The sequence below is a fragment of the Paenibacillus xylaniclasticus genome (assembly GCF_004001065.1).
GTDB lineage: Bacteria > Bacillota > Bacilli > Paenibacillales > Paenibacillaceae > Paenibacillus_T > Paenibacillus_T xylaniclasticus.
This window is the reverse complement of record NZ_BIML01000023.1, coordinates 49,892-75,038: the sequence shown is the minus strand read 5'-3', so window position 1 is coordinate 75,038 and position 25,147 is coordinate 49,892. Positions and strand designations below refer to the sequence as shown.

Annotated in this window: 21 protein-coding genes; 7 read left to right on the top strand and 14 right to left on the bottom strand. The window is 46.9% G+C overall.

Translation table 11 applies throughout. The annotated features are described in order from the left end of the window. Positions 1-14: 14 nt before the first annotated feature. The 4 genes from fabD to PXY01_RS23370 form a co-directional block, all read right to left on the bottom strand. Positions 15-1,292 (bottom strand): ACP S-malonyltransferase, encoded by a 1,278-nt coding sequence (gene fabD, locus PXY01_RS17625; protein WP_164744480.1) that lies wholly within the window; start codon positions 1,290-1,292, stop codon positions 15-17. A 15-nt stretch (positions 1,293-1,307) separates the two neighbouring features. After that, complete coding sequence (locus PXY01_RS22635; RefSeq protein WP_164744479.1) at positions 1,308-2,480, bottom strand: AMP-binding enzyme; 1,173 nt, start codon at positions 2,478-2,480, stop codon at positions 1,308-1,310. A 62-nt stretch (positions 2,481-2,542) separates the two neighbouring features. Beyond that, positions 2,543-5,629, bottom strand: coding sequence for an AMP-binding protein (locus PXY01_RS22630; protein WP_164744478.1), 3,087 nt, complete (start codon positions 5,627-5,629; stop codon positions 2,543-2,545). 62 nt (positions 5,630-5,691) lie between these two features. Beyond that, a complete protein-coding gene (locus PXY01_RS23370; protein ID WP_127571677.1) occupies positions 5,692-6,798 on the bottom strand; it encodes an AMP-binding protein in 1,107 nt (368 codons plus the stop codon). 327 nt (positions 6,799-7,125) lie between these two features. Here PXY01_RS23370 and PXY01_RS17605 point away from each other — a divergent pair, with 327 nt between their 5' ends. After that, positions 7,126-8,190: a hypothetical protein gene (locus PXY01_RS17605; protein WP_127571675.1), complete on the top strand. Its 1,065-nt coding sequence runs from the start codon at positions 7,126-7,128 to the stop codon at positions 8,188-8,190. A 99-nt stretch (positions 8,191-8,289) separates the two neighbouring features. On the opposite strand, the gene PXY01_RS17600 is transcribed toward PXY01_RS17605, so the two are convergent. The 3 genes from PXY01_RS17600 to PXY01_RS17590 are packed head-to-tail and all read right to left on the bottom strand — an operon-like array spanning position 8,290 to position 12,089. After that, the gene (locus PXY01_RS17600; RefSeq protein ID WP_127571673.1) at positions 8,290-8,553 is read right to left on the bottom strand and encodes a phosphopantetheine-binding protein; all 264 of its coding nucleotides are present in this window, start codon (positions 8,551-8,553) and stop codon (positions 8,290-8,292) included. Positions 8,554-8,577: 24 nt separating this feature from the next. Continuing rightward, positions 8,578-10,311 (bottom strand): ABC transporter ATP-binding protein, encoded by a 1,734-nt coding sequence (locus tag PXY01_RS17595; RefSeq protein ID WP_127571671.1) that lies wholly within the window; start codon positions 10,309-10,311, stop codon positions 8,578-8,580. Then, positions 10,308-12,089, bottom strand: a complete 1,782-nt coding sequence (locus tag PXY01_RS17590) for an ABC transporter ATP-binding protein (protein ID WP_127571669.1) — start codon at positions 12,087-12,089, stop codon at positions 10,308-10,310. Before PXY01_RS17590 ends, PXY01_RS17595 begins: the two co-directional genes overlap by 4 nt. 675 nt (positions 12,090-12,764) lie before the next feature. On the opposite strand from PXY01_RS17590, the gene PXY01_RS17585 reads away from it, so the two are divergent. Beyond that, the gene (locus tag PXY01_RS17585; protein WP_127571667.1) at positions 12,765-13,070 is read left to right on the top strand and encodes a YtpI family protein; all 306 of its coding nucleotides are present in this window, start codon (positions 12,765-12,767) and stop codon (positions 13,068-13,070) included. A 91-nt stretch (positions 13,071-13,161) separates the two neighbouring features. On the opposite strand, the gene PXY01_RS17580 is transcribed toward PXY01_RS17585, so the two are convergent. From PXY01_RS17580 to PXY01_RS17570, 3 genes are all read right to left on the bottom strand, one after another. After that, positions 13,162-14,526, bottom strand: a complete 1,365-nt coding sequence (locus PXY01_RS17580) for a DRTGG domain-containing protein (protein WP_127571665.1) — start codon at positions 14,524-14,526, stop codon at positions 13,162-13,164. A 98-nt stretch (positions 14,527-14,624) separates the two neighbouring features. After that, positions 14,625-14,918 carry a hypothetical protein gene (locus tag PXY01_RS17575; protein WP_127571663.1) on the bottom strand — a complete coding sequence of 98 codons (294 nt, stop codon included), beginning with the start codon at positions 14,916-14,918 and terminating at the stop codon, positions 14,625-14,627. Positions 14,919-15,053: 135 nt separating this feature from the next. Next, complete coding sequence (locus tag PXY01_RS17570; protein ID WP_246027997.1) at positions 15,054-15,440, bottom strand: YlbF family regulator; 387 nt, start codon at positions 15,438-15,440, stop codon at positions 15,054-15,056. A gap of 208 nt (positions 15,441-15,648) precedes the next feature. Between PXY01_RS17570 and PXY01_RS17565 the strand changes: the two genes are divergently transcribed. Genes PXY01_RS17565 through PXY01_RS17545 form a run of 5 tightly spaced genes read left to right on the top strand, consistent with a single transcriptional unit; the run spans position 15,649 to position 21,367 of the window. Continuing rightward, the gene (locus PXY01_RS17565; protein ID WP_127571700.1) at positions 15,649-17,013 is read left to right on the top strand and encodes a YheC/YheD family endospore coat-associated protein; all 1,365 of its coding nucleotides are present in this window, start codon (positions 15,649-15,651) and stop codon (positions 17,011-17,013) included. A 15-nt stretch (positions 17,014-17,028) separates the two neighbouring features. Next, positions 17,029-18,249: a YheC/YheD family endospore coat-associated protein gene (locus PXY01_RS17560; RefSeq protein WP_127571661.1), complete on the top strand. Its 1,221-nt coding sequence runs from the start codon at positions 17,029-17,031 to the stop codon at positions 18,247-18,249. Continuing rightward, the gene (locus PXY01_RS17555) at positions 18,246-19,631 is read left to right on the top strand and encodes a YheC/YheD family endospore coat-associated protein (protein ID WP_127571659.1); all 1,386 of its coding nucleotides are present in this window, start codon (positions 18,246-18,248) and stop codon (positions 19,629-19,631) included. Before PXY01_RS17560 ends, PXY01_RS17555 begins: the two co-directional genes overlap by 4 nt. Next, positions 19,618-20,781: a YheC/YheD family endospore coat-associated protein gene (locus tag PXY01_RS17550; protein ID WP_127571657.1), complete on the top strand. Its 1,164-nt coding sequence runs from the start codon at positions 19,618-19,620 to the stop codon at positions 20,779-20,781. The genes PXY01_RS17555 and PXY01_RS17550 overlap by 14 nt, the downstream gene beginning before the upstream one ends. Before the next feature lies 1 nt (position 20,782). Beyond that, positions 20,783-21,367 carry a GNAT family N-acetyltransferase gene (locus tag PXY01_RS17545; RefSeq protein ID WP_127571655.1) on the top strand — a complete coding sequence of 195 codons (585 nt, stop codon included), beginning with the start codon at positions 20,783-20,785 and terminating at the stop codon, positions 21,365-21,367. A 166-nt stretch (positions 21,368-21,533) separates the two neighbouring features. Here PXY01_RS17545 and PXY01_RS17540 read toward each other — a convergent pair whose 3' ends face one another. The 4 genes from PXY01_RS17540 to PXY01_RS17525 all read right to left on the bottom strand — a co-directional run bounded on the left by PXY01_RS17540 (position 21,534) and on the right by PXY01_RS17525 (position 25,131). Then, a complete protein-coding gene (locus PXY01_RS17540; protein ID WP_246027996.1) occupies positions 21,534-22,823 on the bottom strand; it encodes a D-alanyl-D-alanine carboxypeptidase family protein in 1,290 nt (429 codons plus the stop codon). A gap of 120 nt (positions 22,824-22,943) precedes the next feature. Beyond that, positions 22,944-23,420 carry an HPP family protein gene (locus PXY01_RS17535; RefSeq protein ID WP_127571653.1) on the bottom strand — a complete coding sequence of 159 codons (477 nt, stop codon included), beginning with the start codon at positions 23,418-23,420 and terminating at the stop codon, positions 22,944-22,946. A gap of 218 nt (positions 23,421-23,638) precedes the next feature. Further along, positions 23,639-24,280 carry a hypothetical protein gene (locus PXY01_RS17530; RefSeq protein ID WP_127571652.1) on the bottom strand — a complete coding sequence of 214 codons (642 nt, stop codon included), beginning with the start codon at positions 24,278-24,280 and terminating at the stop codon, positions 23,639-23,641. Further along, positions 24,262-25,131 (bottom strand): ATP-binding cassette domain-containing protein, encoded by an 870-nt coding sequence (locus PXY01_RS17525; RefSeq protein ID WP_127571650.1) that lies wholly within the window; start codon positions 25,129-25,131, stop codon positions 24,262-24,264. Before PXY01_RS17525 ends, PXY01_RS17530 begins: the two co-directional genes overlap by 19 nt. Positions 25,132-25,147 lie beyond the last annotated feature (16 nt).

The following is a 25,147-nucleotide window of genomic DNA, read 5'->3' as shown; positions in this document are numbered from 1 at the left end:
GACACCCTCACTTTTTAATCAAGAATCGTACTATTTAATTGATCCTTCATATAAGCTCGCAGTTCTCGAATTATTGTAAATGGCAAGGTAGTGTTGAATAACTTTGTCAATCGATGCCTTTGCTCCTCTACAGGCACTAGTTTGGTATCTAATATAGTGAGCAATGCATCCAACGCCTTTGTCATCTCAACTGAGTTAGCCGTTCCTTTATTGGACTCCAAGCTTTCCTGCATCTGTTCTAACAGCCTGACTTGTCGAATAACGCCGCTTTCGTACTTTTCCTGATCCAAGTTATAGTTTTTCGTACAAACAGATAACGCCAGACAGCCTCTCACGAAATCCGTCGCATCGTAATCCACCACTCCACTCATTATTTGTTCAATGCTGGTGGAATCACCCTCGTGATCTAATCCATAAACCTGCAGCGAATCACCGTTTGACAAATTACGCAATACTTTTTTGGGAGCCGCCTCAATGGCCCATGAAATACCGCAACCATGTACATAGCGCACACAATCTACCCACTTAACTGGCATCGTTAATTGTTTAGATAATTTATCTGGCACTTCTAAAATATCTTTATAAGGCAATGCATCCACATTAGAGACGACTGTCGTCTGAAAAGGCAGCAAGGTGTACTGATCCAAAAAAGCTCTAAACTGCTGTTCGGCCGGAGCCATCAATGGACTATGAAACGGTGCACTTACATTCAGCGGAATCGTTATCGCACCTAGCTTTTCCAATTTATCTGCCGCCTTCTGTACCGCCACCGAATGCCCAGAGATAACGATTTGATTTTTTGCATTTTCATTGGAAACAACAACGGTCTCATCACTATTCGAGATAGACTCGACAATTTGGCTTACGAGATGAACCGATAGTCCCTGAATCGACATCATCGCTCCTGCTTGATCCGCAACCGCTTCATGCATCAATTGTCCTCGTTTGTATACAATTTGAAGAGCATCTTCAAAATGATAAACGCCTGCGCAGGTCAATGCCGTAATTTCTCCGAGGCTGTGACCCATCATATACAAAGGCATTGCTTGATACTTGTCCATAAACAATCGGAAGGAGATATATCCCACCGTCAAAATTGCCGGTTGCGCATGGTAAGTTAAGGTCAACTGACTTTGTTCACCTTCGAAGCACAATTTACGTAACGGAATGCCAAGAACTTCTTCACTAATTTTGAATAGGCGCTTCGCTTCCTCACTTTCTTCATACATTTTTTTGCCCATACCTACGTATTGGGACCCTTGTCCAGGAAATAATAATGCGTAATTATGCATATCCGTTTCCATCCTTCACAAATTTGTAATCAATGCTTCTAAGCTATGCCCAAAATCTTGAATCAGCCTTTCAATCATCGATGCAGATAACTTGCCAGCGTTATATTCGAGGTAGAACTGGGAGTAGAGAGCTTCTTGTCTAGTAAAAATTCGTATATCAATATGATCTAGTCGGTGCACATTCGAGCTTACATATGCGGGAACTACATCATAATAGGCTCCTGCAATTAACGTTCTGGTATCCAGCTCTTTAGCAGCCTGCGACTTCATTTGCTGACTCAGATATGAAGCCATTTGAGCAGCGTCTTCAAATTGATCAAAGTTAATCGAAATCGGAATTAGAGCTTCCGATCCATAGATAAGGTGACTTTCTGATTGATTCGAGAGATCCGCAATGACATACATAAACAGCATGACAAACAAAGTATCTGGATCAGTTCGCAATTTGTCACATATCGGATCATAAATCGACTTCAATATTTGAAAGTGCATCACTTCATAATGCGGTACGGTCTTACCCGCTGGCAAATAATATTCATCTGGAAACCGTGTAAAACGAAATTCCGCTTCAGCGCCTCCGGTCTGGCTCGCAATAAAAGCAGCCAATTTTTCAATAGTGGTATAGCCGAATAAATCCGATACTGTCACTGCATTCGGAAAACAATTATTCAAACGAACAAATATATCGACGATTGAGAAGGAGTCGGCACCTTGATCGAAAAAATTAAGCCGCTTATCGATCTCACCTCTACCAAGAACGGATTCAAACACTTGTCGGATCTGATCTTCGATTGTACTTGTATATCTACTTGCAGCGATAGAAGCTGCCACCTCGCTTCTATCCTCAGTTCTCTTCCGGCCGCCTGCAGCCAGGGTCGAGCGATCAATTTTGCCATTTGGTGTAACTGGAAGCTCAGATAACGATACAAATCGGCTTGGAATCATATAGGAAGGGAGCTTGCGCGCTGCATATTGGCGAATCTCGTACTGCTCCAAATGGGCTTGTCCTGCAATATAGGCAACAAGCTCTGTCTCTCCTTCCACTACGACAGCCGCTTCCCGTACCGCTTCATGCTCCATCAGGACGCTTTCAATTTCACCCAGCTCAATCCGATGCCCTCTAAGCTTGACTTGCTGATCTTGCCGACCAATAATCCTCCAGGTACCATCCGGTAATTGCTGCGCCACGTCTCCGGTTCGATACATCCGTTCATTAGGCAAATCCGGGTGCAGTATGAACTTCTCTTCTGTTAACGTTGTTCGATTCCAGTACCCTCGTGCAAGTCCGTCTCCCGCAATACAAAGCTCACCCTGCTCCCCTCCGGGAGCACCTGGTTCTCATCGTTTACAACGTACAGCCTTGTATTCCGAATCGGCGTGCCTACAGTTACCTCCTTACCTGGTTCCAGTTCTCCGCAGCATGACCACACCGTGGTCTCCGTAGGCCCGTACATATTGTAGATTCTCGCACCGCTTACTTTCCGCAGCCGTTCTACCAGTACCGCCGGAACGCCTTCTCCTCCGACCATGATCGTCTCGAGCTTTCGCAAGCACGCCCCTCCAGCCGCTTGCATTAACCAGTTCATTCGCGAAGGCGTCGCTTGCATCATCTGGACACCGCTCTCCTCTATGAGCTTACCTAGTTCCCAAGGATCCTTCTGATGCCGTTTTCCCGCCAGTATTACGGTCATTCCACAGTTTAACGGCAGCCATGTCTCTAGAACAAAAATATCGAATGAGATCGTTGTTAAACCTAAAATGGTTCTGCCTGCCGAGAAATCAATCCGCTCCGTTATGCCCTCGATTAAGTTGCATACGGACGCATGCTCGATCATGACTCCCTTCGGTCTTCCTGTCGAACCCGACGTATACATTAAGTAAGCCAGATCTCTTCCGCTTTCCAACGATGCTTCGATTGTACTTGGGTCTTCCTGCGTCCATTCCTCATCATCGATACGCATTACGTTGCCATCGAACATGACGTGGCCTTCCGTTTCAGAGCTGACGATAAGCAGATGAGCTTTGCTGTCTTCCAGCATGTACGCCAGTCTCTCACTCGGAAACTCTGGGTCCAGCGGCAAGTACGTTCCTTCCGCCTTCAACACGCCCAGCATTGCAATAAGGATCTGTGGGCTCCGCTCCATTAGAATTCCGACAATGCCGCCGCGGCCGATCCCCCTTTTACGAAATGCTCTAGCCATTTGGTTCGATTGCTCTTCCAACTGACCATATGTAAGGCAAGTTCCTTCGTACACCACCGCAGTCGCCTCCGGCGTCCGTCTCGCCTGAGCCGCAATGCGTCCATGAATACTTGTATGATCCCCTCCATCCTTTGCGATAGGTAAAAGTTCCGGTTTATGCTTTACCTCGAACGGTGCCTTGAGCCCAGATAAAAGCGAGATTAGCGTCTCCTCAAACGATTTCATAAAACCAGAAACAAAATGATCGCTAAATAGATTCGTATGATATACGATTTTTATCTGATAACCACTAAGCGTACGCGTCAAAATAAAATCAAACGAGTTATGAGTAGCCTCGTAGTGATCTATCTCAGCAAACTGCTCAAAGCCATACCTGCTGACATCCAGTTCACGATAATTAAAGGTCACCGTGCTTATCGGGACCCCTTTAGGCCTTTGGTCGGCGACACTCTTTTCAATTTCATACAACGGCAATCTGCCATAATGCTTCATCTCATTAATCATGCGCTCGCATTTCCTGAAGATTTCTTCCGGTGAACCGTCCGTCATTCCACGGAAACGGAATGGAATCGTATTAATAAAACAGCCGAAAACTTCATCGCTCTGCGCATGAATTGGTCGAATCGTCTCAATCAGACCGATAACGTTGTCGTCCCGCCCAATCATCCTTCCGACTAATAATCCAAACACCGTTAACAATACTGCTCGTGGATGAAGCGATCTTGATGCCGTGTACTCGTCAATAAGCTTTGTCTGTTCCCCTAGAGACATAGTCTGCATTCGAATAGGAACCGGATTAACTCTAGCGTTGAACTCTCCTTGCATCGTATAGTCAATTAGTGAAGTAGTCGGAGCATTCTGTAAATAGTTACACCAAAATTTTTGGAAGGATAAATCTCTTTTCAGTAATGCCTGTTCAGCAATAAAGTTCTCTAGCTGTTCAAACGATTCTGCCCCCTCTAATCTAAAGGCTCGGTCCGTTAGATAGATACTAAGATCCCTCAACATATTATCTAGGCTTTTACCATCGTAAATAGAATGATGAATATTAATATTTATTACATACCTGCTTGCAGGCAAACGAAACAAATTGCACCGCCATAGAGGCGCAAGCTGGAGCGTTGCGGAAACAAATGGAACCTCCCGATCCTCCGCCAAAATGCCATTTATTACTTCCCGCTGCCTCGATTCCGTCTCAATTCCGGTGAGATCATATTCCTGAACAAGAGGCTCCAACTGTTTCAGAATGATTTGGAACGGCTTATGGACTCCATTAAATCTAATTACCGTTCGCAGCATCGGATGCTTACGTGAAACGAAAAGCAAGCCTTCTTGTAATACTGCAGCGTTCGACTCGCCCAAGTTAACGGTTTCAAATACATACTGGTCGTGGTAAACATATTTTTCCTTTAAGGAGTGAAAAACCATACCCATTTGCACATCGCTTAATGGAAATATCGCGTCAATATCTTCCAGTACAATAGAGCTATCCATACTTAGAGAATGCAGCGCCGTCTCTTTGAAACGGTCTAATTCCACACTAGCCGTTGAAGCCTGCTGCTCTTTTGCACCGTGCTGCAACCCATACTGCACTAAATCTTTATATGTATTATATTGATATAAATCCTTTAAACTGAGGTTCCAATTTAGTAGTTCATTCACCGTTGCAATGAACTTAATTGCTTTGAAGGAATCGCCCCCTGCCATGAAAAAGCTCTGATCCTTATCGATATTCTCGAGCCCAAGAATCTCTTTCCATATGGTTGACAAGTCATTCATCCGAATATCTGCTGCTCGGTTCTCCACAATGATTCGACTCAAGCGTGAGCGATCAATCTTGCCATTGGGTGTGACTGGAAGCTCAGATAACGATACAAACCGGCTTGGAACCATATACGAAGGGAGTTTGTGTGCTGCATATTGGCGAATCTCGTACTGATCCAAATAAGCTTGTCCTACAATATATGCTACAAGCTCTGCCTCTCCTTCCACCACGACAGCCGCTTCCCGCACCGCTTCATGCTCCATCAGGACGCTTTCAATTTCACCGAGTTCAATCCGATACCCTCTAATCTTGACTTGCTGATCTTGTCGACCAATAATTCTCCAGGTGCCATCCGGTAATTGCTGTGCCACGTCCCCGGTTCGATACATCCGTTCATTAGGCAAATCCGGGTGCAGTATGAACTTCTCTTCTGTTAACGTTGTTCGATTCCAGTACCCTCGTGCAAGTCCGTCTCCCGCAATACAAAGCTCACCCTGCTCCCCTCCGGGAGCACCTGGTTCTCATCGTTTACAACGTACAGCCTTGTATTCCGAATCGGCGTACCTACGGTTACCTCCTTGCCTGCTTCCAGTTCTCCGCAGCATGACCACACCGTGGTCTCCGTAGGCCCGTACATATTGTAAATTTTCGCACCACTTACTTTCCGCAGCCGTTCTACCAATACCGCCGGAACACCTTCGCCTCCGACCATAATCGTCTCCAGCTTTCGCAAGCACGCCCCCCCGGCCGCATGCATTAACCAGTTCATTCGCGAAGGCGTCGCTTGCATCATCTGGACACCGCTCTCCTCTAAAAGCTTACCTAGTTCCCAAGGATCCTTCTGATGCCGTTTGCCTGCTAGTATTACCGTCATCCCGCAGCTTAGCGGCAGCCACGTCTCCAAGACGAAGATATCGAATGAAATCGTTGTTAAACCTAAAATGGTTCTACCTGCCGAGAAATCGATCCGCTCCGTTATGCCCTCGATTAAGTTGCATACGGACGCATGCTCGATCATGACTCCCTTAGGTCTTCCTGTCGAACCCGACGTGTACATTAAGTAAGCCAGATCGTTTCCGCTTTCTAACTGTGCTTCGATTGTACTTGAGTCCTCCAGCGTCCATTCTTCATCATCGATACGCATAATGTTGCCATCGAACTTGACCTGACCTTCCGTTTCAGGGCTGACGATCAACAGCTGCGCCTTGCTGTCTTCCAGCATGTATGCCAGCCTCTCACTCGGAAACTCCGGGTCCAGCGGCAAGTACGCTCCTCCCGCCTTCAGCACGCCCAGCATCGCGATAAGGATCTGCGGACTTCTCTCCATTAGAATTCCGACAATGCCGCCACGGCCTATTCCCCTCTTCCGAAGTGCTTTGGCCATTCGGTTCGATTGTTCTTCCAGTTGACCGTATGTAAGGCAAGCTCCTTCATATACCACCGCAGTCGCCTCCGGCGTACGTCTCGCCTGCTTTGCAATGCGCTGATGAATCGTATTGTCTCCATAGGCACTGAAGCTCATATTTTCAAATTTAATCATAATTCTCTCCTTGTTCTAACTTATGAAGGATTATGTATTTATTTGAGTTTTGATACATTTAGTTATATATTATATAATGTTACTACAATTAATAAGGTCTGTCACCTTATTGCAACGATTACATATTTTTATTGAAATCTATTATCATCTTTTACGAATCAACGTCATGCTATCTGCTAACTTACGGATAACCCTTGCTTAAGTAAGTTTATTAAGTCCTCTATTAACGATAATTTTCTCATTCTCTTTAAAATTTTTCACTTCTATTATGATATCTATGGTCATGGACAGGTGCTAAATATCGAATTCGTCTGGAGGTTGTATTTGTTGGAGGATAAAGTTAAACAAATTATTCCTTATAATGACATTTGGCTTGATTGTGTAAGTAATAATTTGCTAGCGATGTTAATACAAATGGATGAGTCATACAGAAACGCTCCGTTAATGATGGGGATTAAGTATTGCAAAACGGTGACCGATCAAGAATACAGCTCTGAAGAGGCACGATTGCGTATGTTATCAGAAGGCTACCTATTCCCTTATATTAATTATTCATCATCATTCATTGAGGGATTTGTTATGCATTCTCCTTTCTCGTTTACGACATATGAGGGTTTGCTCGATTTCATCAAATCAAATCTTGAGGCTGGGAGTAAGATTTTTTTGGTTATTGACCGACTCTTCTACCCAACTGGAAGAGAATCCGGAAAAACTAGCATGGTTCATCCTGTCTTTATTTTTAATTTCAACGACGAATCTCAATGCTTCCACGCAATTGAGGATTGTATCACACCGGGATACATGGATTATTATGATATCCCTTACACCTCTATTCAGAAATCCTGCCAAAGCTTTTTGGAACAAGGCAAGCCGATAACAGGAAATATTTGCAGACCGTTGGAAACACCTCTTTCGGATGGTCTTTCCCTTGCAAAAGCTCAAGCTTTAAATATGGTTAATCATATCTTAGAGGACACTATATGCCATGACTCAAAATATGATCTTACATATTACATGGGCCTTAATGGATTAACAAAATTTCATGAAGAAATGGAGCTTTTATTCCGTCACTTAGAGGATGATTTTATTTTCAAATCGTTCATCATGCGTTTCCCACAACTACATGCTAGAAATAAAAAATTAATTCAGTTATTGTACAATGGTGAATATTTAGATCAAGCGGAAGCCGATAAATTAACTCATCAATATCAAGCCCTTCAATCCCAATGGGAGCTTTATAAGAAAAGAAGTTATTTCATGCTAGAAAATAAAAATGCCAGTTATAACACAGATAAAAACATCATAAGAAAACTATCTGATAGAATGAAAAACATTATCGAGTTGGAACAAAACACAGCCGAAATGTTTCGAAGCTTTCTCATTAAGGCTTAGCTAGTTACAATTCCTGCCGTTCGCTCCTAATAAAACACCGGTCACGACTAATCGACAACCGGTGTTTTATTTTGATTTGACTTCCCGCCTAATTTTGTCTTAATCTTCACTATCACTAAGGAGTCCTTTATTCATTAAAAACGAGCATATGGATTGTACGCTATACAATATAGAATCATCTGCTAAATCCTCATCGGAAAATTCGAAATCAAACCATTCTTCTATACTTACCATTAATCTTATTGAGTTGCCTGAATCAAGACCAATACTTTGAAGCTCTTCGTCCACTTCAATGTCCTCATTCAATTCGAGTATACTTTTGATTTCGTTAATAATCATTACTTGAGCCTCATCTAATCGCATGTAATTCTCTCCATTCTATTGAAATCAATAGGAAGCAATTTCTCCTAGTCTTTCCTGATATTCTATTAGTTTTCGGTAATAACCTTCATTTAAAATTAATTGTTCGTGAGTTCCCCGTTCAACGATCTGGCCTTGATCCATCACGAGAATCATATCCGCATCTTGAATTGTTGATAGCCGATGCGCTATAATCACGGTCGTCTTCCCTCGACGAGTTTCTTTTAACTTGTCTTGAAAGCGCCTTTCTGTTTCGAGGTCCAAAGCGGATGTCGCTTCATCCAATATTAATAATTCATCAGGCTTTAACAAAGCGCGAGCAAGAGCCAATCTCTGACGCTGACCGCCAGATAATGTAATGCCACGCTCACCTACCACCGTGTCCAATCCCTGAGGTAGCGAATCGATAAACGCTTCAAGCTGTACAATTCGGCATATGCGATATAACTCTTGATCACTGATGCCACTTTGACCTAACAATAGATTAGATCTAATTGAATCGTGAAATAAATAGGGCTCCTGCAGTACAATGCTCGCCTTTTTCCTCCAGTCATGATAATCCCACTCCTGAAGTGAAACGCCGTTTACCAACACCTTTCCTTCCGTTGGCTCATACAAACCAAATAATATACTCGATAAGGTGGACTTACCCGAGCCGCTGGAACCGACTATTGCAACTGTTTTTCCAACAGGAATTTCACATGAAATTCCATTCAATACCTGTCTATCCTCTTCCGAATAATGAAAGCTAACATGCTCCACAACAATGGACTCAATTGGTGATTCCAAGCCTCGTTCTCCTTGCTTTTTCACCTGTTGCTCACTAAATCTTTGTAAATACTCTACATGACTTAGATTACCGATAATATCCGTCCCAAACTCAAACAATGATTTGATCGTTTTAAGAAATTGAGAGCCAAAAATGTAAGACACCACAAAGGTTCCTATAGTAATCTCATCCGTAAAAACTAAATACGTTCCAAAAAAGAATACAAAAAGCAAAACCAGCCATTCCATGCTATTACCAAAGAAAAATCTAGAGTTTAACGTTTTTGTTTCTTGGACTACTTTGGAATAATAGTCTTCAAACAATTTGTCGTATCGGGCACGATCCCATTCCTGCAAATGATAAGAAATAATTTCACGCGTTGCAGATAATCCCTCTTCCAAGCAAACGCCCAAACGATTCCTTGAATCCCACATATTATGTGTAACTTTCTTGAGCTTTCTTCCATAGTATCTGCCCATAAACACATAGACCGCAGATGTTATTAAACATACCAACAGCATCGGAAGGCTTACCCAAGAGAGAAACCCTACGAGCAATACTGCCAATGTCAACTGCATGAGAAAATTCCACAGCCGATCCGAAAACGCAAAAGGAACAAAGTTTAGCTGCCACAGAAACAGTCCCAGCATGTCGTTAATCCGTTCCCGCTGGATACGCGAAATGGGAATTCGGCTTATATAACGTATAAGCCATTTCGATAAATCCAGTCGAAGCTGAGCATAATTTTTCAAGGATAGAAATGGGCTGTAAAATGTCATAAACGATGTTACGATATAACTCAATAGCATCAGAAGGATTACCTTAGTCAGCAGTTCCGTTTCACCATTAACGATAACATTGTCTATTAGAAGCTTTTGAAGATAGGTTCCACTGAATTGCGTTACAATTTGTACGATCGTCAATAGCGCTAATAATATAAGTATTATTTTTTGCTTTTTTAGAAACGGCCTCATCCACACCAAATATTTCATGATGGTTCCCTTCCTCCTTGGCCACTCACTAATGAAAAGAATTCTCCTTCCTTCTTCATAAGTTCTTCATATGAGCCGATCTCCGTAATTCTCCCATCTTTAAGGAAGGCAATTACATCATAGTCTTTAATCGTTGAGATTCTATGAGCAATCGTAATAGTCGTTCTGCCCTTCATTAAATTCTTCAATGCATCTGTCACTTCAGCTTCACTGAAATTGTCTAATGCAGCAGTAGCCTCATCTAACAAAATAATTTTCGGCGACTTCAAAAATAAACGGGCGATTGAAATCCTTTGTTTCTGCCCCCCTGATAAGATGACTCCACGCTCCTTCACTGGAGTATCGTACCCCTGAGGTAGTCTCATAATAAACTCATGTGCAGCGGCCGCTTTCGCAGCGGCGATAACCTCTTCCTCGCTTGCGGTCGGATTACCTATTAGAATATTCTCCCTAATTGTAGAGCCAAATAAATAAGTTTCCTGAAATACAATACCGATGGTTTGTCTTAATTGCTTCAATGACCAATTTCGAATATCGATTTGATCAATCGTAATAGACCCGCTCACAGGATCGTAAAACCGGGGAAGAAGTTTTATAAGAGTCGACTTCCCTTCCCCACTAGGACCAACCAAGGCTAACCTTTGACCCGCTTCAATTTCCAAAGTTACTCCTTTAATGATAGGGTCTTTCCCTTTATATGCAAAAGCTACATCATTAAACTTGATATGCCCTTTTACTTCTTGCAGTTCAATCGGATTTTTCTGCTCAACAACATCCGGGGTCGCAGCATAAATCTCATACAAGCGATGAGCCTGTCGAATCATGACTCGTTGCTCAGATGTCAGCATAATAAAGGACGTCATATTTTGCATGGCGGTAAAAAAATAAATTAGAAAGGCAGAAATTTCACCCACTGTAATAACATTGGAGAGTAAGAGGTGTACGCCATACATAATAGTAACGATAGATCCAATATATTGAAAAAATATCCGTGTTGCATTTCTTAAGTTAATAAAGTTAAAAGACTGCCTCAATGCTTTATTAAGCGATTCAGTGGCTTCTTCGCCACGCTTATTCCCCCATTCCTCCGCTGCATTCGTTCTCAATTCAACTTGAGCCGATAGCATCTCATAAATCGTTTGACTGAAATGAACTCTCTGTTCCGCAAATTTGTTGCCATAGTCGGACACTTTCCGATCCAAATTCCTGCCAAAAATATTGTAAAGAAGTAATGTAGGAAACATAATTAAAGCCAATGGAATACTAATTGTGCACATCATTAGGACGCTAATTAACGAAAACAGTCCAGTTTGAATAAACCTAGGAAACAACTCTCTATAAAACCGCTGTAAAGCATCCACCTCCGACTGCAGCAGTCCGATACTTTCACCGACGGGGTGTTCTTCAAAATAGGAGAACCCTAATTTTCTTATCTTCTGATAGATCCCTATTTGTACGTCCCTGGCAACGTTTTCCCGTATTCTTCTATCGATTAGATTTTTCTTTAAGGTGAGAAATATACTTATAGCAACAAGAACAATTAACGAGAAAAAAATTTCGGACAAAAGCCTTGTATCCTTAGAAGGGAGCGCGTTATCAATAACAATTTGCAGAGCCTTCGGCAGCAATAGTTCAACCGTTGTTATCACAATACCCATGAGGAATACAATGACAAAAGGTCCCCTATATGCCGACAGGAAGGATAACATCCATCGGTACACACTCCAATGCGTTTTTTGAGGAAGTAAATTCTTCTTTGTTATTTCGATCTTCTGCATCAGTAAAGTCCTCTCAGGTTAATATTTGGAATACTTAACCAAGTACTAATAATTAATAGACCTACATCCAATGTATATTGTAAGCCCACCATACCTGCATTTAAGGTATTAATTTATGCGGTAAAGATCTTTTTACTTTATACAATCCATCTCCTATGTACTCTTTATAATGACTTTCTCAAACCATAACAGCCCTATAAAGAAGTATATTAACTCGCTCCTTACGAAATGGGATTTGATTGAAACTTTCAAAATCATCCTTTATATTAAAAAGACAGGAAGCTCGCGATGTTGTTGTCACTCGAATTGCATCCGCTGCACTAGGTAAAGGAGAACAACCTTGTTAGAAGTTTTAAACCGCTTTCAATTTTCTTATCGAAAGCCATATGAACATTAATAACCTCACTTAGTCTGGAGAACTACTGTTCAAATAGTTATTATTAATGTTCATCACCTTCTTCTAAAAAAGAAGATCCGCTCCATTCTATTGGTAAATTAACCCATAGATTACATTCCTATTATATTACCTAATAGACCAAAAAACAATATAATCATACAGATACTAGATACCAAAATTTATTGACTTCTGAGATTGAATTGATTATTTATACAATTCGATAAATTTTATGCTACAATGAATGACATTGCTAATGAAGAAAGGACTGAACATTGCGAATGGTTGTATTTCACTGGATATTATTCATCGGCATCGTCGTGACGTCGGGGCTGTCCGTTATATACAGCTTTAAAGCCCGCAGAGCGACGGATATGGACGATCGGGGCCTTTATACCGCGCATATGAACATTTATATGGGCATTATGCTGCTGCTGATCGCTCTGATTCAGATGCTGATGTATAACGGCTCAACGCTGCTCGTCATCGTCGGCGCCGTATTCATGGTTCTTGGCCTATTCAATCTGTTCGCTGGCATCCGCAATCGGAGCTTCTACAGCGCGCGCAAGCAGCAAGTATCTCAATAAAAATTAATTAACCGTCAAAACGCCGCCTCTTCCGCTGATGACAGCAGGAAGGGCGGCGTTTTTCGCTCTCGTCACATCTGTATTTTAACAATCACGGATCAATCGTCTGCATCGTTAACATTGCCTTGGCGGCGAGACCGCGTCCGTCAGACACCTCGACCTCGAGCTTGGACAGCATACGACCAATCTCAATCGCCCGCGGTGTAATGACGATATCGCTGTCGATCTGCACCGGGCGTATAAAATATGTACTCAAGCTTTCGAACACATAGTCATGCTTGCCGACAATCCGGACGAACCGGCGGGCAGCTTCTGTCATAAGTGCAGCAAGCACGCCTTCGGACACGGTGCCGAGCGGCCCCGACATCTGCGGCATTATGCGGCCCGTGTAGCGATATTCATAGGTATCGGTACCTTCTTCGGCGGATTGCTGCTCGAATCCGTCCCACATCAAGTCATCGAACGTTTGTCCCGTCTCCTGCTGCTTGCCAGCATACCGCATCGCGTCAAGTACATCCTTGCGGCTGACGACGCCAAGCAGCTTCCGATGACGATCGACTACCGGCAATAGATCGACCCCTTCGCTCGCCATCGTATGAGCAGCCGACGTAACGGCAATGTTCGGTGCAACGGTTATCGGATTGCGGGTCATTAACCGTTCAACTGTCTGCTCCTCAGATGCATCGATCGCATCCTTGCCGGTCATCATACCCGCTACCTTCCCGCGCTCGTCAACAACCGGAAACCGGAACAAGCCCGTTAGTGACACGAGGCGATGATAGTCGGCTACCGTATCCGACGGCTTCAGCACTTGTGCAGGCTTGCTCATGGCTACGATGTCTTCGACGAGCATAATTTTACGTTTAATAAGCCTGTCGTACATCGCCCGGTTAATCATCGAAGCGACGGTGAATGTATCGTGGCGGGAGACAATAATGGGCAGCGACTGCTCGTCAGCCAGCCGCTTCATATCATCGCTCGGCGCAAAGCCGCCGGTAACGAGTACGCCCGCTCCTTGCTCCATTGCGCAGCGGTGAGCGCTTACCCGGTTACCAACGATCAAGAGGCTGCCTTCATCGATATAGCGAATCATCGCTTCGAGCTCCATAGCTCCGATTACAAACTTGTGCAGCGTCTTGTCCAATCCGCTCTCTCCGCCGTGAACCTGTCCTTCCACCATCTCTGCTACTTCTCGGAACGTGAGCGCAACGGCGGTGCCGCGGCTTCGCTTCTCAATGCGAACGGTGCCGATCCGCTCGCGTGTACTAACAATCCCCGCTGCCTCGGCCTCCTTAATCGCTTTATAGGCCGTCCCTTCGCTTACACCGAGCGACCTCGCCAAGGCGCGTACCGATATTTTGGAGCCGACATCCAGCTTCTCGATCGCGGTCAGCAATTGCTCATGCTTGGTCGTCGCGGCACCGGACTCAATGCCGGTTCCTCCGTTGTTCGTCATGCTCGATTCCTCCCGTTTCGTTCGTGCTGTTCGCAGCATGCTCTGCTAATAGTATGAAAAAGCCCGCTGACGGTTAGGTGCCGGCACCGGGCTAATGCTTATTGCTTCGAACGGCGGTACCGGGCAGCAGCTGCCGGCTGCTGCAGTCGGCGTTCCCAAGCGGCTCTACGCTCACGCTTGATCCGTTCCAGCTGCCGCTCTGTTGCTTCATTCACGCCGAAGAGCATATACAGCTGAGCGCTAATGATAACGAGCGCGAAAGCCAGCCAGATTACACCGAATACCGTTACTAGCGTCCAGCTCTGCTCAAATTCAATACGAGGCAGAGCATACAGCACCATTGCCAATGCGATAGCCAAATAAAGGACGTGACGAAATTTGCCGGTCTTCATCGGTATATCCTCCCCGCTTCAGAAGGCAGCCTATCCCACGGCTGCCGGAGCCAATTCGCCCCTTGTCCCTATTAGTATGCGGAAGATTACCTTGATAGACCGCAGCGACGATGTTCTTTGACAGACGACCTGTCGTTACTCCAGTACGGACTTGAGCCCTTCGGTCAAGATCCGGTTCACATCGTCGAACATAACGGCAAACTGCCGCTCGGCCTCAAAGTATTGACTAATGAGCTGATTCATCGCAATGACTTCATATAGCCTGCTTATCGTTTCTAATTCAGCCGGCGTCGGCTCTTCTCCGCTCATCATCCGGTGCTGAAGCTCATGCTGCCGTTCTAGAAAATCGCCAAGCATCCGGCTTGCTTCCGATTCACCCTTCACTGCCGACTTGGCCTCAGCGAGCATTTGCGCCTCCGTGCTTTCGCGAAGCGACTTTGCAAGCTCATACGCTTTGTCATATACATTCAATTCGATCCGCTCCTCATTCGCACGATTCACAAGTATTGTTAATTCGATCATACCACCTTGCGTACAGTACAGCCAAGTCATAACCGCCAAATGCTCTCAAAAGGAAAGTCCATCCCCTATGTTGGGCACAATATCATCCTTCTTTAGCCCGCCAGCTAATCACCAAGGTATATATGTCCTCATATGATGAAGTAATTCGTGTAAAACACCCAGAATCTTGCTAATCAACGTCATTCTCCCGCTTGGAAGGAGATTTATGATGCCGAAATCCAAAGTCGCCGTCCAGACGGTAAGCTCTGGCCTGCTGCCTGACGATGCGATCACGCTGGGCGAATCGTACCTGAAACAATGGAAAATTCCGTTAGGCCAACCGATTATGCTGAAGCTGGGCTCTTATCGGCAGCCAGTGAAGGTGATTTCGATCGCCCGTTATGGCGGCATGCGGATTAGTCAAAGCCTAGCGCGGCGAGTCGGGCTGGGAAGCAGCGCTACACTCCGCCTTCACTATTCCGAGAAAACATCAACGCTCTCGCTTGGTCCAATTATCGGCGTAATGATCAGCCGCGATTACCCGAAAATACCCGATCGGCCGTTCGGACCGATCACGTTGTTTTGCAAAGAACTGGTTGACGGCTGCGCGGAGCAAGGGGCGCACGTCTTTTTTTTCACGCCGAACGGGATTCCCGACGATTCAGATTCAGTCGAGGGCTGGGTGTATCACAACGCGTGGAAAAAAATGACGCTGCCGATCCCCGACATCGTGAACAATCGGATTACTTCACGCAAGCTGGAAAGCAAGCCGCGTATCCAACAGTTTCTGAAGGAAGTAAAGCAGCAGCATTCCGCTCAAGTGTTCAATGAGAAATTTCTCGACAAGCACGAGGTATTCGATGCACTGAAGCGCGATCCTGCCTTAACGAAGTATTTGCCAGAATCTCATCTTCTCCGTAGCTTCACCATGCTGAAGGCGATGTGTGCGAAGTACGATAACGTATTTCTGAAGCCGATTCGCGGCAGTCTCGGTAAAGGGATTATTAAAATTACGAGACTTGAGAACGACAGCTTTCTCGCTATGTTTACGACATCCGCTGGCTCCCGCAAGCAGCATTACGCCAGTCTGCTAAAGCTGTTCTCCGCGATCAGCGGCAAGATGCGGACCGTCCGATATCAGGTGCAGCAAGGGCTGACGCTGATTGATATCAGCAAACGGCCAGTCGACTTCCGAGCTCTTGTTCAGAAGAATGCTGCCGGCAAATGGACCGTTACCTCGATCGTTGCACGAACGGCAGGCGGCACACATTTCGTCTCCAACTTAGCAAGGGGCGGTACGCTCAGCACGGTTCGTGAAGCGATCGGACGCTCGAATCTTATTACAGGCCGACAGGAGGCGCCATCACGGCTTCAGAAGGCAGCGCTTGAAATTGCGGAAGGCGTTGATAAGCATATTCCTTCCCACTTCGGTGAGCTCGGTATCGATCTTGCTATCGATACGAGCGGGCGCGTCTGGCTGCTGGAGGTCAACTCTAAGCCCTCTAAGAGTGATAATACGCCGCTGACCGAGCAAAAAATTCGCCCTTCCGTGCTTCGAATGATCCAATACAGCCGGTATTTGTCCGGCTTCTAATTCTGGAGGTCTCTTATGGACCGGACTCTACGAACGATCGCCGTACTCGTCACTAAGCTGCCCTCCAGGCCTTTAGAGGCGGTGGAGCATGCGACGCCCATGCTTCGTATGCCGGAGGATCGGCTGTGCCGAATGCTCGCAGCTGCCGGAGCACAGCAGCGAATGCGCGTTGTCGTCATCGATGCTGACAGTTGCATCAGCCTGCAGACCGGCAAGCTGGTCGGCTTCGAGCTGAAGGACGGCAAATGGAAGCACTGCAGCCTTACCGATATCCCCACACTCGTCTATGACAGGAGCTTTGCTGCCAGCGGTCGACAGCGGCTTCAATGCCGAATTGCGCTTCGTGCATTGAAGGAAGCCGGCGCATTGTCGCTAAGCAGCGGGCTTCCTGGCAAATGGACTGTCCATCAAGCTCTGAACAGCGACCCTCTCCTCTCTTCCATACTGGCTCCTACATGGCTGTATAGAAGTGAAGAGCTTCCGATGCGGCTGATTCATTATCCGCAAGGGTTGTTCCTTAAGCCGTCTAGCGGGACACAAGGACGCGGCGCAATCTGTGTACGCAAAGACACGCAAGGCGCAATTACGATCGAAGGTCGTACAAGAAGCAATCGGACGTTCCGCTTCACCCCGAAGGATGACCATCAATCATTCAGGTTAATCGATCGGTTCATCGGTCCGCGCCGCTATCTGACGCAGCCATTGTTGCCGCTGACCGATTCACAGGGCAAGCCACACGATGTAAGGCTGCTCGTTCAGAAGAACCACCGCAGCCAATGGGTCGTTACCGGTGCGGTATGCCGAATCGGCCATGTCGGCAGCGTGACCTCTAATCTGCATGGCGGCGGGACCGCTGATCGCGCCGAAGCCCGGTTAACTCAGCTATACGGAAACAGTAAGGCGCATACTTTGCTGAAGTCGATTCAAGAGGCCGGTCTACGCGCAGCAGGTATCATTGAACAGCATTTCGGCAGATTTGCTGAGTTCGGCTTTGATTTCGGACTTTCGCCGGACGGGAAGCTATGGCTGCTGGAAGCCAATTCGAAGCCCGGACGGCAATCGTTCAAGCTCATCGAAGAAGAACAGACAGAGCGGCTGTCTTACACCCGCCTGCTCGCTTATGCACGCAAACTGGCAGATTGCAAAACACCGAACCTGTATTCGGTGAACACCATTACCCGCAGCAACCGATACGCACTCTTCCCATCGGACTACGTTCAGGAGGTTCATCCATGAGTTTGACATTATGTAACGTGCAATTCTCGCAACAATCCGACCGTGTCGTCTACCTATCGAATCCGGTGCTGAAGTCGCTGAATCTTGCAGGCAAAAAAACGGTCCATATCAAGCTCGGCAATGAGATCATTAAAGCAGCGGTGAGACCGCTCAAACGATCCGGTCATCACGTCTACTTATCCGCAGGTGTCCGCCAATCGATTCGCGTCCCGAAGACAGGCAGCGTCTACCTGCTTCAGGACGGCAACAACGAGCTCCAGCTCGGTCCATTGGTCGGCGTGCTCTGCGACTCGACCTACCGTACCGAGACGAATCCGTTCGGCAGCAACACCGGCTTTATTCGCCAGCTGCTGCGGGCAGGCGAGAAAAAAGCTTATTTCTTTGCTTTCGCGCCTAGAGATGTGAACTGGCAGCAGGAAACGATTAACGGCTATTTTCTGAATGCGAACGGCAGCTGGGTTAGACGCGTCGTGCCGCTGCCCGATGTTGTCTACAATCGTCTGCCGAATCGCAGAGCAGAGACGTCAGCAGAAATTGCAGCATTCCGCGAGCGGTTCACCAAGCGCAAAATCCCGTATTTTAATTGGACGTTTTTTAATAAATCCGATATATACCGCATACTCGACAACGACGTAGAAGCATTGAAGCACTTGCCCGACTCCGTCTCCAGGCCAAGCGCTGAGAAAATAAAAGAAATGCTCGAGAAGCACGGCTTCCTCTATTTCAAGCCGACAGGCGGCAGCTTCGGCGTCGGCATCTATAGACTAACGTATCAGCCCAAACGTGGTTATTTCGCCCGCTTCCGCAGAGGCGGCAGAAACGTGCTGCTTCGGTTCTCCAACTTTAACAGCTTGATGCGGATGCTGCAGGCACGTCATGGCATTACACTAAGCAATTACGTAAGCCAGCAAGGCATTCGCCTGATCGAGATCGACGGCTGCCCAATCGATTTTCGATTCCATATGCACAAGAACGGCAAGAACGAATGGGTGACAGCAGGCATAGGCGCCAAGAAGGCAGGCCGCGGCAGCGTGACGACGCATATTAAGAACGGCGGCTCGCTCATGACGCCGGAGCAGGCGCTGAACCGAGTGTTCGGCGACAAAGCTAACGAAATATTGGAGAAAGCGAAGCAGGTTTCGATCAAGATGTGCGAAGCGATCGAACGCAACTATCCTCACCGCCTGGGCGAGCTTGGTCTTGATATCGGTATCGACAAAGACGGCGAGGTATGGATGTTCGAGGCGAACGCGAAGCCAGGCCGCTCCATCTTTAAACATCCTGCATTAAGGGAGCAAGGCCGCGCATCGCTATCCTATATTTTGGACCACTGCTTATACCTCAGCCGATTCCAGGGAGGAAAAGCGGATGGAACAGCCTGATTTGGTCATCGAAGCGAAATCGAAATCGGTCGAATTACACACGAAGCGTCCCGTTATGGCCATTCTAACCATTGAAGACGATATCCTCTTATTTCGCGGTAACCGGGAAAATTTCGCCGACCTTCTACGGACCGGCCGCAGAATGGGCTTCATCGTCTATGTGCTGACGACTAAGCATTTGAACTTCTCCAAGAAACAGCTCAAAGGCTTTACCTACGACGAACAGAAGGAAGTATGGTATGAGCAGCTGTTCCCATTCCCGGACGTTATTTATAACCGGATACCGCAGCGCGAGGATGAGATACTCCCTTCGGTCAAAGGCAAGATCGAGAGCTGTATGCGAAATCCGAATACGCAGCTGTTTAATCCAACTTTTTTTAACAAATGGAATTTGTTCGAATGGCTTAAAATGTCCAAAACGACGAAGCCGTACATTCCGACGACACGCCGAATGGTATCCTGCTCTGGGCTATCCCGCCTGATCCGCAAGCATCCTTATTTATATTTGAAGCCAGTCAGCGGCAAAGCAGGTAAAGGCATCATGACCATTAAGGTAGAGCCGGAGAAGCATTTGCCCTACCGTCTGCGAATACAAGAGGATAAGAAGAGCATTACGTACAATTGCTCGACGATTCCGAAGCTGTGGACGCGAATCCGCAAGCAAAGCTTAGGCGAAGCCTACATTGCACAGCAGGGCATACCGCTCGCCTCGGTGAACGACCGGCGGTTCGACCTGCGGGCGCTCGTGCAGAAAAATCAGCGCGGCCAATGGGACATTACCGGCATCGGCGCCCGTGTAGCGGGTTCGCTAAGCATTACGACTCATGTTCCGCGCGGCGGCAGCATCGAGGACCCAGAGAAGCTGCTCATCAAAGCCTTTGGTGAGGAGAGAGCCAAGATCATTATGATTAAGGCGAAAAATACAGCGCTGCTCATCGCCAAGCAGATCGAGCGTGCTTCGGGCATGGAGCTGGGCGAGATGTCGATGGATCTAGGGGTGGATGAAACAGGTAACGTCTGGTTCTTCGAGGCGAACTCCAAGCCAATGAAGTTCGACGAGCCGCACATCCGCAAAAAATCGCTGGAGCGAATTTTTCACTACGGCTTATTCTTATACAGCAAGAAAAAAGCGAAGCTTGGAGGTGCATAAGATGGATATCGTACGGCTAAGACCGGCACAGTGGCCGCTCTGGCGAAACCGTCTGTATCGATTCGCACTACGTTATGGCGAACGACGGCTGACGACTAGCGGACTACGCACCATACTCGGTACTGGCGGTGAGGGACCCATCTTAGCCGTACAAGAAGTCACGTCCTCTCCGCCTTATGCGCCTGCTCGAACGGCACCTACGTTCGCTGCCGTCATCGCATATCATCGAAGTGAGCTGCTTGGTTTCGCTTTTGCTGCCGACGCCGGACGTCAAGCCTGCCTTGTCGTCGTCCATCCTAAGGCTCGCGGTCAAGGCGTCGGACTTGCGCTTATTCGCAAGCTGGTAGAGACATTCGGCGAGCTGTGCTGCCATGTCTCTGCCGACAACACGGCAAGCCTGCGGCTGTTCTTCCGTGCGGGACTGAAAGCGGTCGCGCTGGAAGACGGGCCGACAGGCAAGCCGACGCTTCTGCTGCAGACGGACCGCTTCCATACCGATACCACCCGCCGCCTGCAAGCCTCATGCTCAGCGGCATCTGCACCAGCACCTGAACCGGCACCTTGTACGAAAGCAGCAGAGGCTTAGACACCTCTTCACTCATTGTACGGAGTACGGAGAAATTCCTACACATCATACATTCGTTACACACTTCCGTGAAAGTCTATACAGCCGAAACGAACAAAGGTTGGACAGAAAACAATTCTATTGTTTTCCACCCAACCTTTACTTAATGGAAAGCTCCTAACATGAATTAAGGCTCCAGCATATTATTCTTTCGTTTAATCCGATACCTATACAACACAATCCCGATTGCAGCGAGAAGACATAGCCCGATCATCGAACCGATCATTGCACCGTTCGAACCGTCCTTAGTAGCAGCAGACATACTCGACACCTCGCCCGCATTCACCCGAGCTGCCAGTGTCCTCACTTCTGCTTCTTCATGACTCACCTGGAAACGGCCGGCTTCTTCCAAGCCGTGCGAGGTCAGAATCCTTACAACTCCTGTCGTGTCAACGATAATTTTCGGCGTCTCGCCCTTCGGAACAACGGCCCAGATCGGCTCCTCCGCTATATAGGAGACTGCTGGCATACCGTTCATCCGATACGTCTCACTCTCATCGAACAGCAGCTTTGGCTCGTAAGCAGCAAAGCCGTAATCTAGAAGGCTTCTCATCTCAGTATACAGCTGATTCGACGTCGGTGCCTTCAAGATAACAGCAATTAGCTCCATGCCGTTGCGCTCTGCTGACGCGACAAGCGTAGAGCCCGCCGCCTGCGTGTAGCCGTTCTTAATTCCGGTCGCGCCTTCGTAGGAGCCGAGCAGCTTGTTATGATTCACCAGCGTCGTCTGCCACGACTGACCGTTCCAAGCCACCCGCTTCGTCCCGACGATCTCTCGGAACTTCTCATTACGCATTGCATACTGCGCAATACGCGCCATATCTTCCGCCGTCGTGTAGTGCTCTTCATCCGGCAGCCCGTGCGGATTGCGGAACTGGCTGTTCATCGCCCCGGCCTTCTCCCGCACGAACGCCGTCATTCGCTGCGCGAACGCTTCGTTCGACCCATCGATATGTTCAGCGATAGCAGTCGCTGCATCGTTGCCCGAATTAATCATCAAGCCCTGCAGCAGCTGCTCCATCGACATCTGCTCTCCCTCTTCCAAATAGACGCGAGTACCCTCTTCCCAACGAGCCGCCTTGGAAACGGTTACAGTATCAGATAAAGCCGAGTGCTCCATTGCAACGATAGCCGTTACAATCTTCGTAATACTAGCCGGATACAGCTTCTCCGATTTATTTTTCTCATACATCGTCATACCGGACCGCGCATCGATCAGGATCGCTGCTTCCGATTGAAGAATGGGAGGCTCAATCTCCTCCACCTGCTTCGACTGCTCTTGACTGTCTGCCGCAATCTCCGCATTCACGGTATATGAAGGAGCTGACAGCACTAGCAGTACTGCCAGCAAAGCAGCGAGCTTTAAGCTCTTCCATTTATAGAACATACCGCTGCCTTCACCTTGTCTAATTGACACGCCATTCCCACCTGTCTCTCCTCGTTTTCCGACGAACCCTTCACGCAATATGGCGTAATACATTCAATTAAACCCAATATGTAGATATGATAATTGGTATGGACAATATCATTCCGGCCCTTACATTCCGGATTCCATCTCCATATTTATTTGCTTGCTCCTTCTAGCGACAAAGCCCTGCTCCAGCGTCTCCGTCAGCCATAGCGTCGCGATCAGCCCTAACAGCGACAACGCGACCGAAATCGGCAGCACCCATACTGCAGACGGGTGCGAGAAATAAGGAATGAACGATACCGCCATAATCGGCGGGGCATTCCATTTCATCCGCGTAATAAGCCCGATCATCAACAATGCATTAATGAAGAACGTAACTGGTCCCGCGTTAATCGAATAAAGCATCGTGCCGACTGTGGAGCCAATGACAGCGCCGAAGCTTATCCGAGTCCACGTTTTCCGTTCGAACGCCCGAGTCATGAATAATAAACAGAACGCACCAAGTGTCGGAAAAAACAACGTATGCGCATCTGGAAAATGCGATGATACCCAATACACGACCATTAAATAAAAGCTTACTGCAACTGCTCTAATTCTAGACATAATCGGCCTTTCTTTCTAATACCCCATAGTAGGAAAAATTATCCTGAAGGGACTAAATGACTAGATACATTGTAAAAGACTGGACACGCGATCGTCAATGACCAACGATTGTCAAAACTTGATGATTATTGAATTCGAAGTCGTTCCTCCCTAATAAAAAAACTGCCTGTCCCGACATTTCTCCTATCGGAAGAGGCAGTTCTTTGTTATCCCACCGGTTAGTAAGGGAGCAGTTGAAACTTGCTTCGATATTTAATAACGATATAGTTGGCAGCAAGCAGTACAGCCGTTCCGACAAGCTGCCCCAGCATTAAATCATCAGGGGCCGTAAATGGCCGAGGTCTGTACCATTGAAATAGATATAAAGGTCCTTGTCCGGTACCAGTAGTAAACATACCGAAGATCATATAGATCAGCGCTAGACTCAATCCAATTGCAGCATTCTTGAATAAATTAATGATGAAACAAGTTAATGCGAATAAAGCAGCTTGCGCAGCAAACAGCGCGAATACAACATTCGATGAACGCTCATCAGTTGAGGCAACTACATAGTATGTACCGGATATAGCAGCTCCATAGCCTGTAAGCCACACGACAGGTTGAACAATCCCAAGCGATAAGGACGAGATGGGCATGGAGACGAACAGTTCCTTTTGATGCAATGAACCTAATGTTCCATTCATTCCTGCCGCCGGAAATACAATAGTTAAGAATCCGATTAATGCAAGAAAATCGAGTGCCGAGAAGGCAGTCTGATTCCTCAAGGCAATACTAATCAAGCAAGCCGCAATCGGAAGAAAAATAAACACAGCTTGTGATTTAGCCAAATACGTCCATAAGCTTATAATGCTTTTAACCACCTCATGTACCCCTCTTCCAATGTTGGATCAGACGGCACAGCATCGGGCAATGGACGGTCCACTGACATTAACCGCAAATCATAGCTCCCCTCTCGCTCCGATGCGTTAATTAAATGCATCGCCGGATTGTCAGCAATTCGGCGATATTCCGCTGCATCTGCTTTCAATGTCCAGACATGCCCGGCAGCTATTTGAACGACATCCGATAACGATGCAAAATATTGCAAATGGCCATTCTTCATCATACAAACTTTATCACACGTCATCGTCACATCTTCGGTAATATGGGTGGACAAAATGACGATCCGCTTCTCGGCCAATCGGCGAAGCAATCCACGGAAGCGAAGTCGCTCTTCCGGGTCCAGACCCGCAGTCGGTTCGTCCACTAACAGCAGCTCCGGCTCATGGATAATCGCTTGCGCGATTCCGAGCCTCTGCTTCATTCCTCCGGACAAACGACGAATTCTCATATTCGCTCGATCTTCCAAATTTACTTCATGAAGCACTTGCTCGATGCAGCTTCGCCGTTCTTTCCGCGATGTAATTCCGCGCAAAATACAAATATAATCCAAATATTCATACGAGGTTAAGGCTGGAAATAAACCGACATGCTGAGGCAAATAACCTGTAAGTCTGCGTATTTGCTCGATATTATTCGCCCACTGAACACCATTGAGGCTGATGCTTCCGGATGTCGGCTCATACACCGTAGCTAAGAGACGCAGCAGCGTCGTTTTGCCTGCTCCATTAGGACCGAGCAAGCCAATAACTCCTTTATCGAGAGATACGTTAATTTCGTGCAGCACTTCCCGTCTGCCGAACCGTTTGGTGATACCTGTTAATTGCAGCATGCTCAACTGTCTCCTC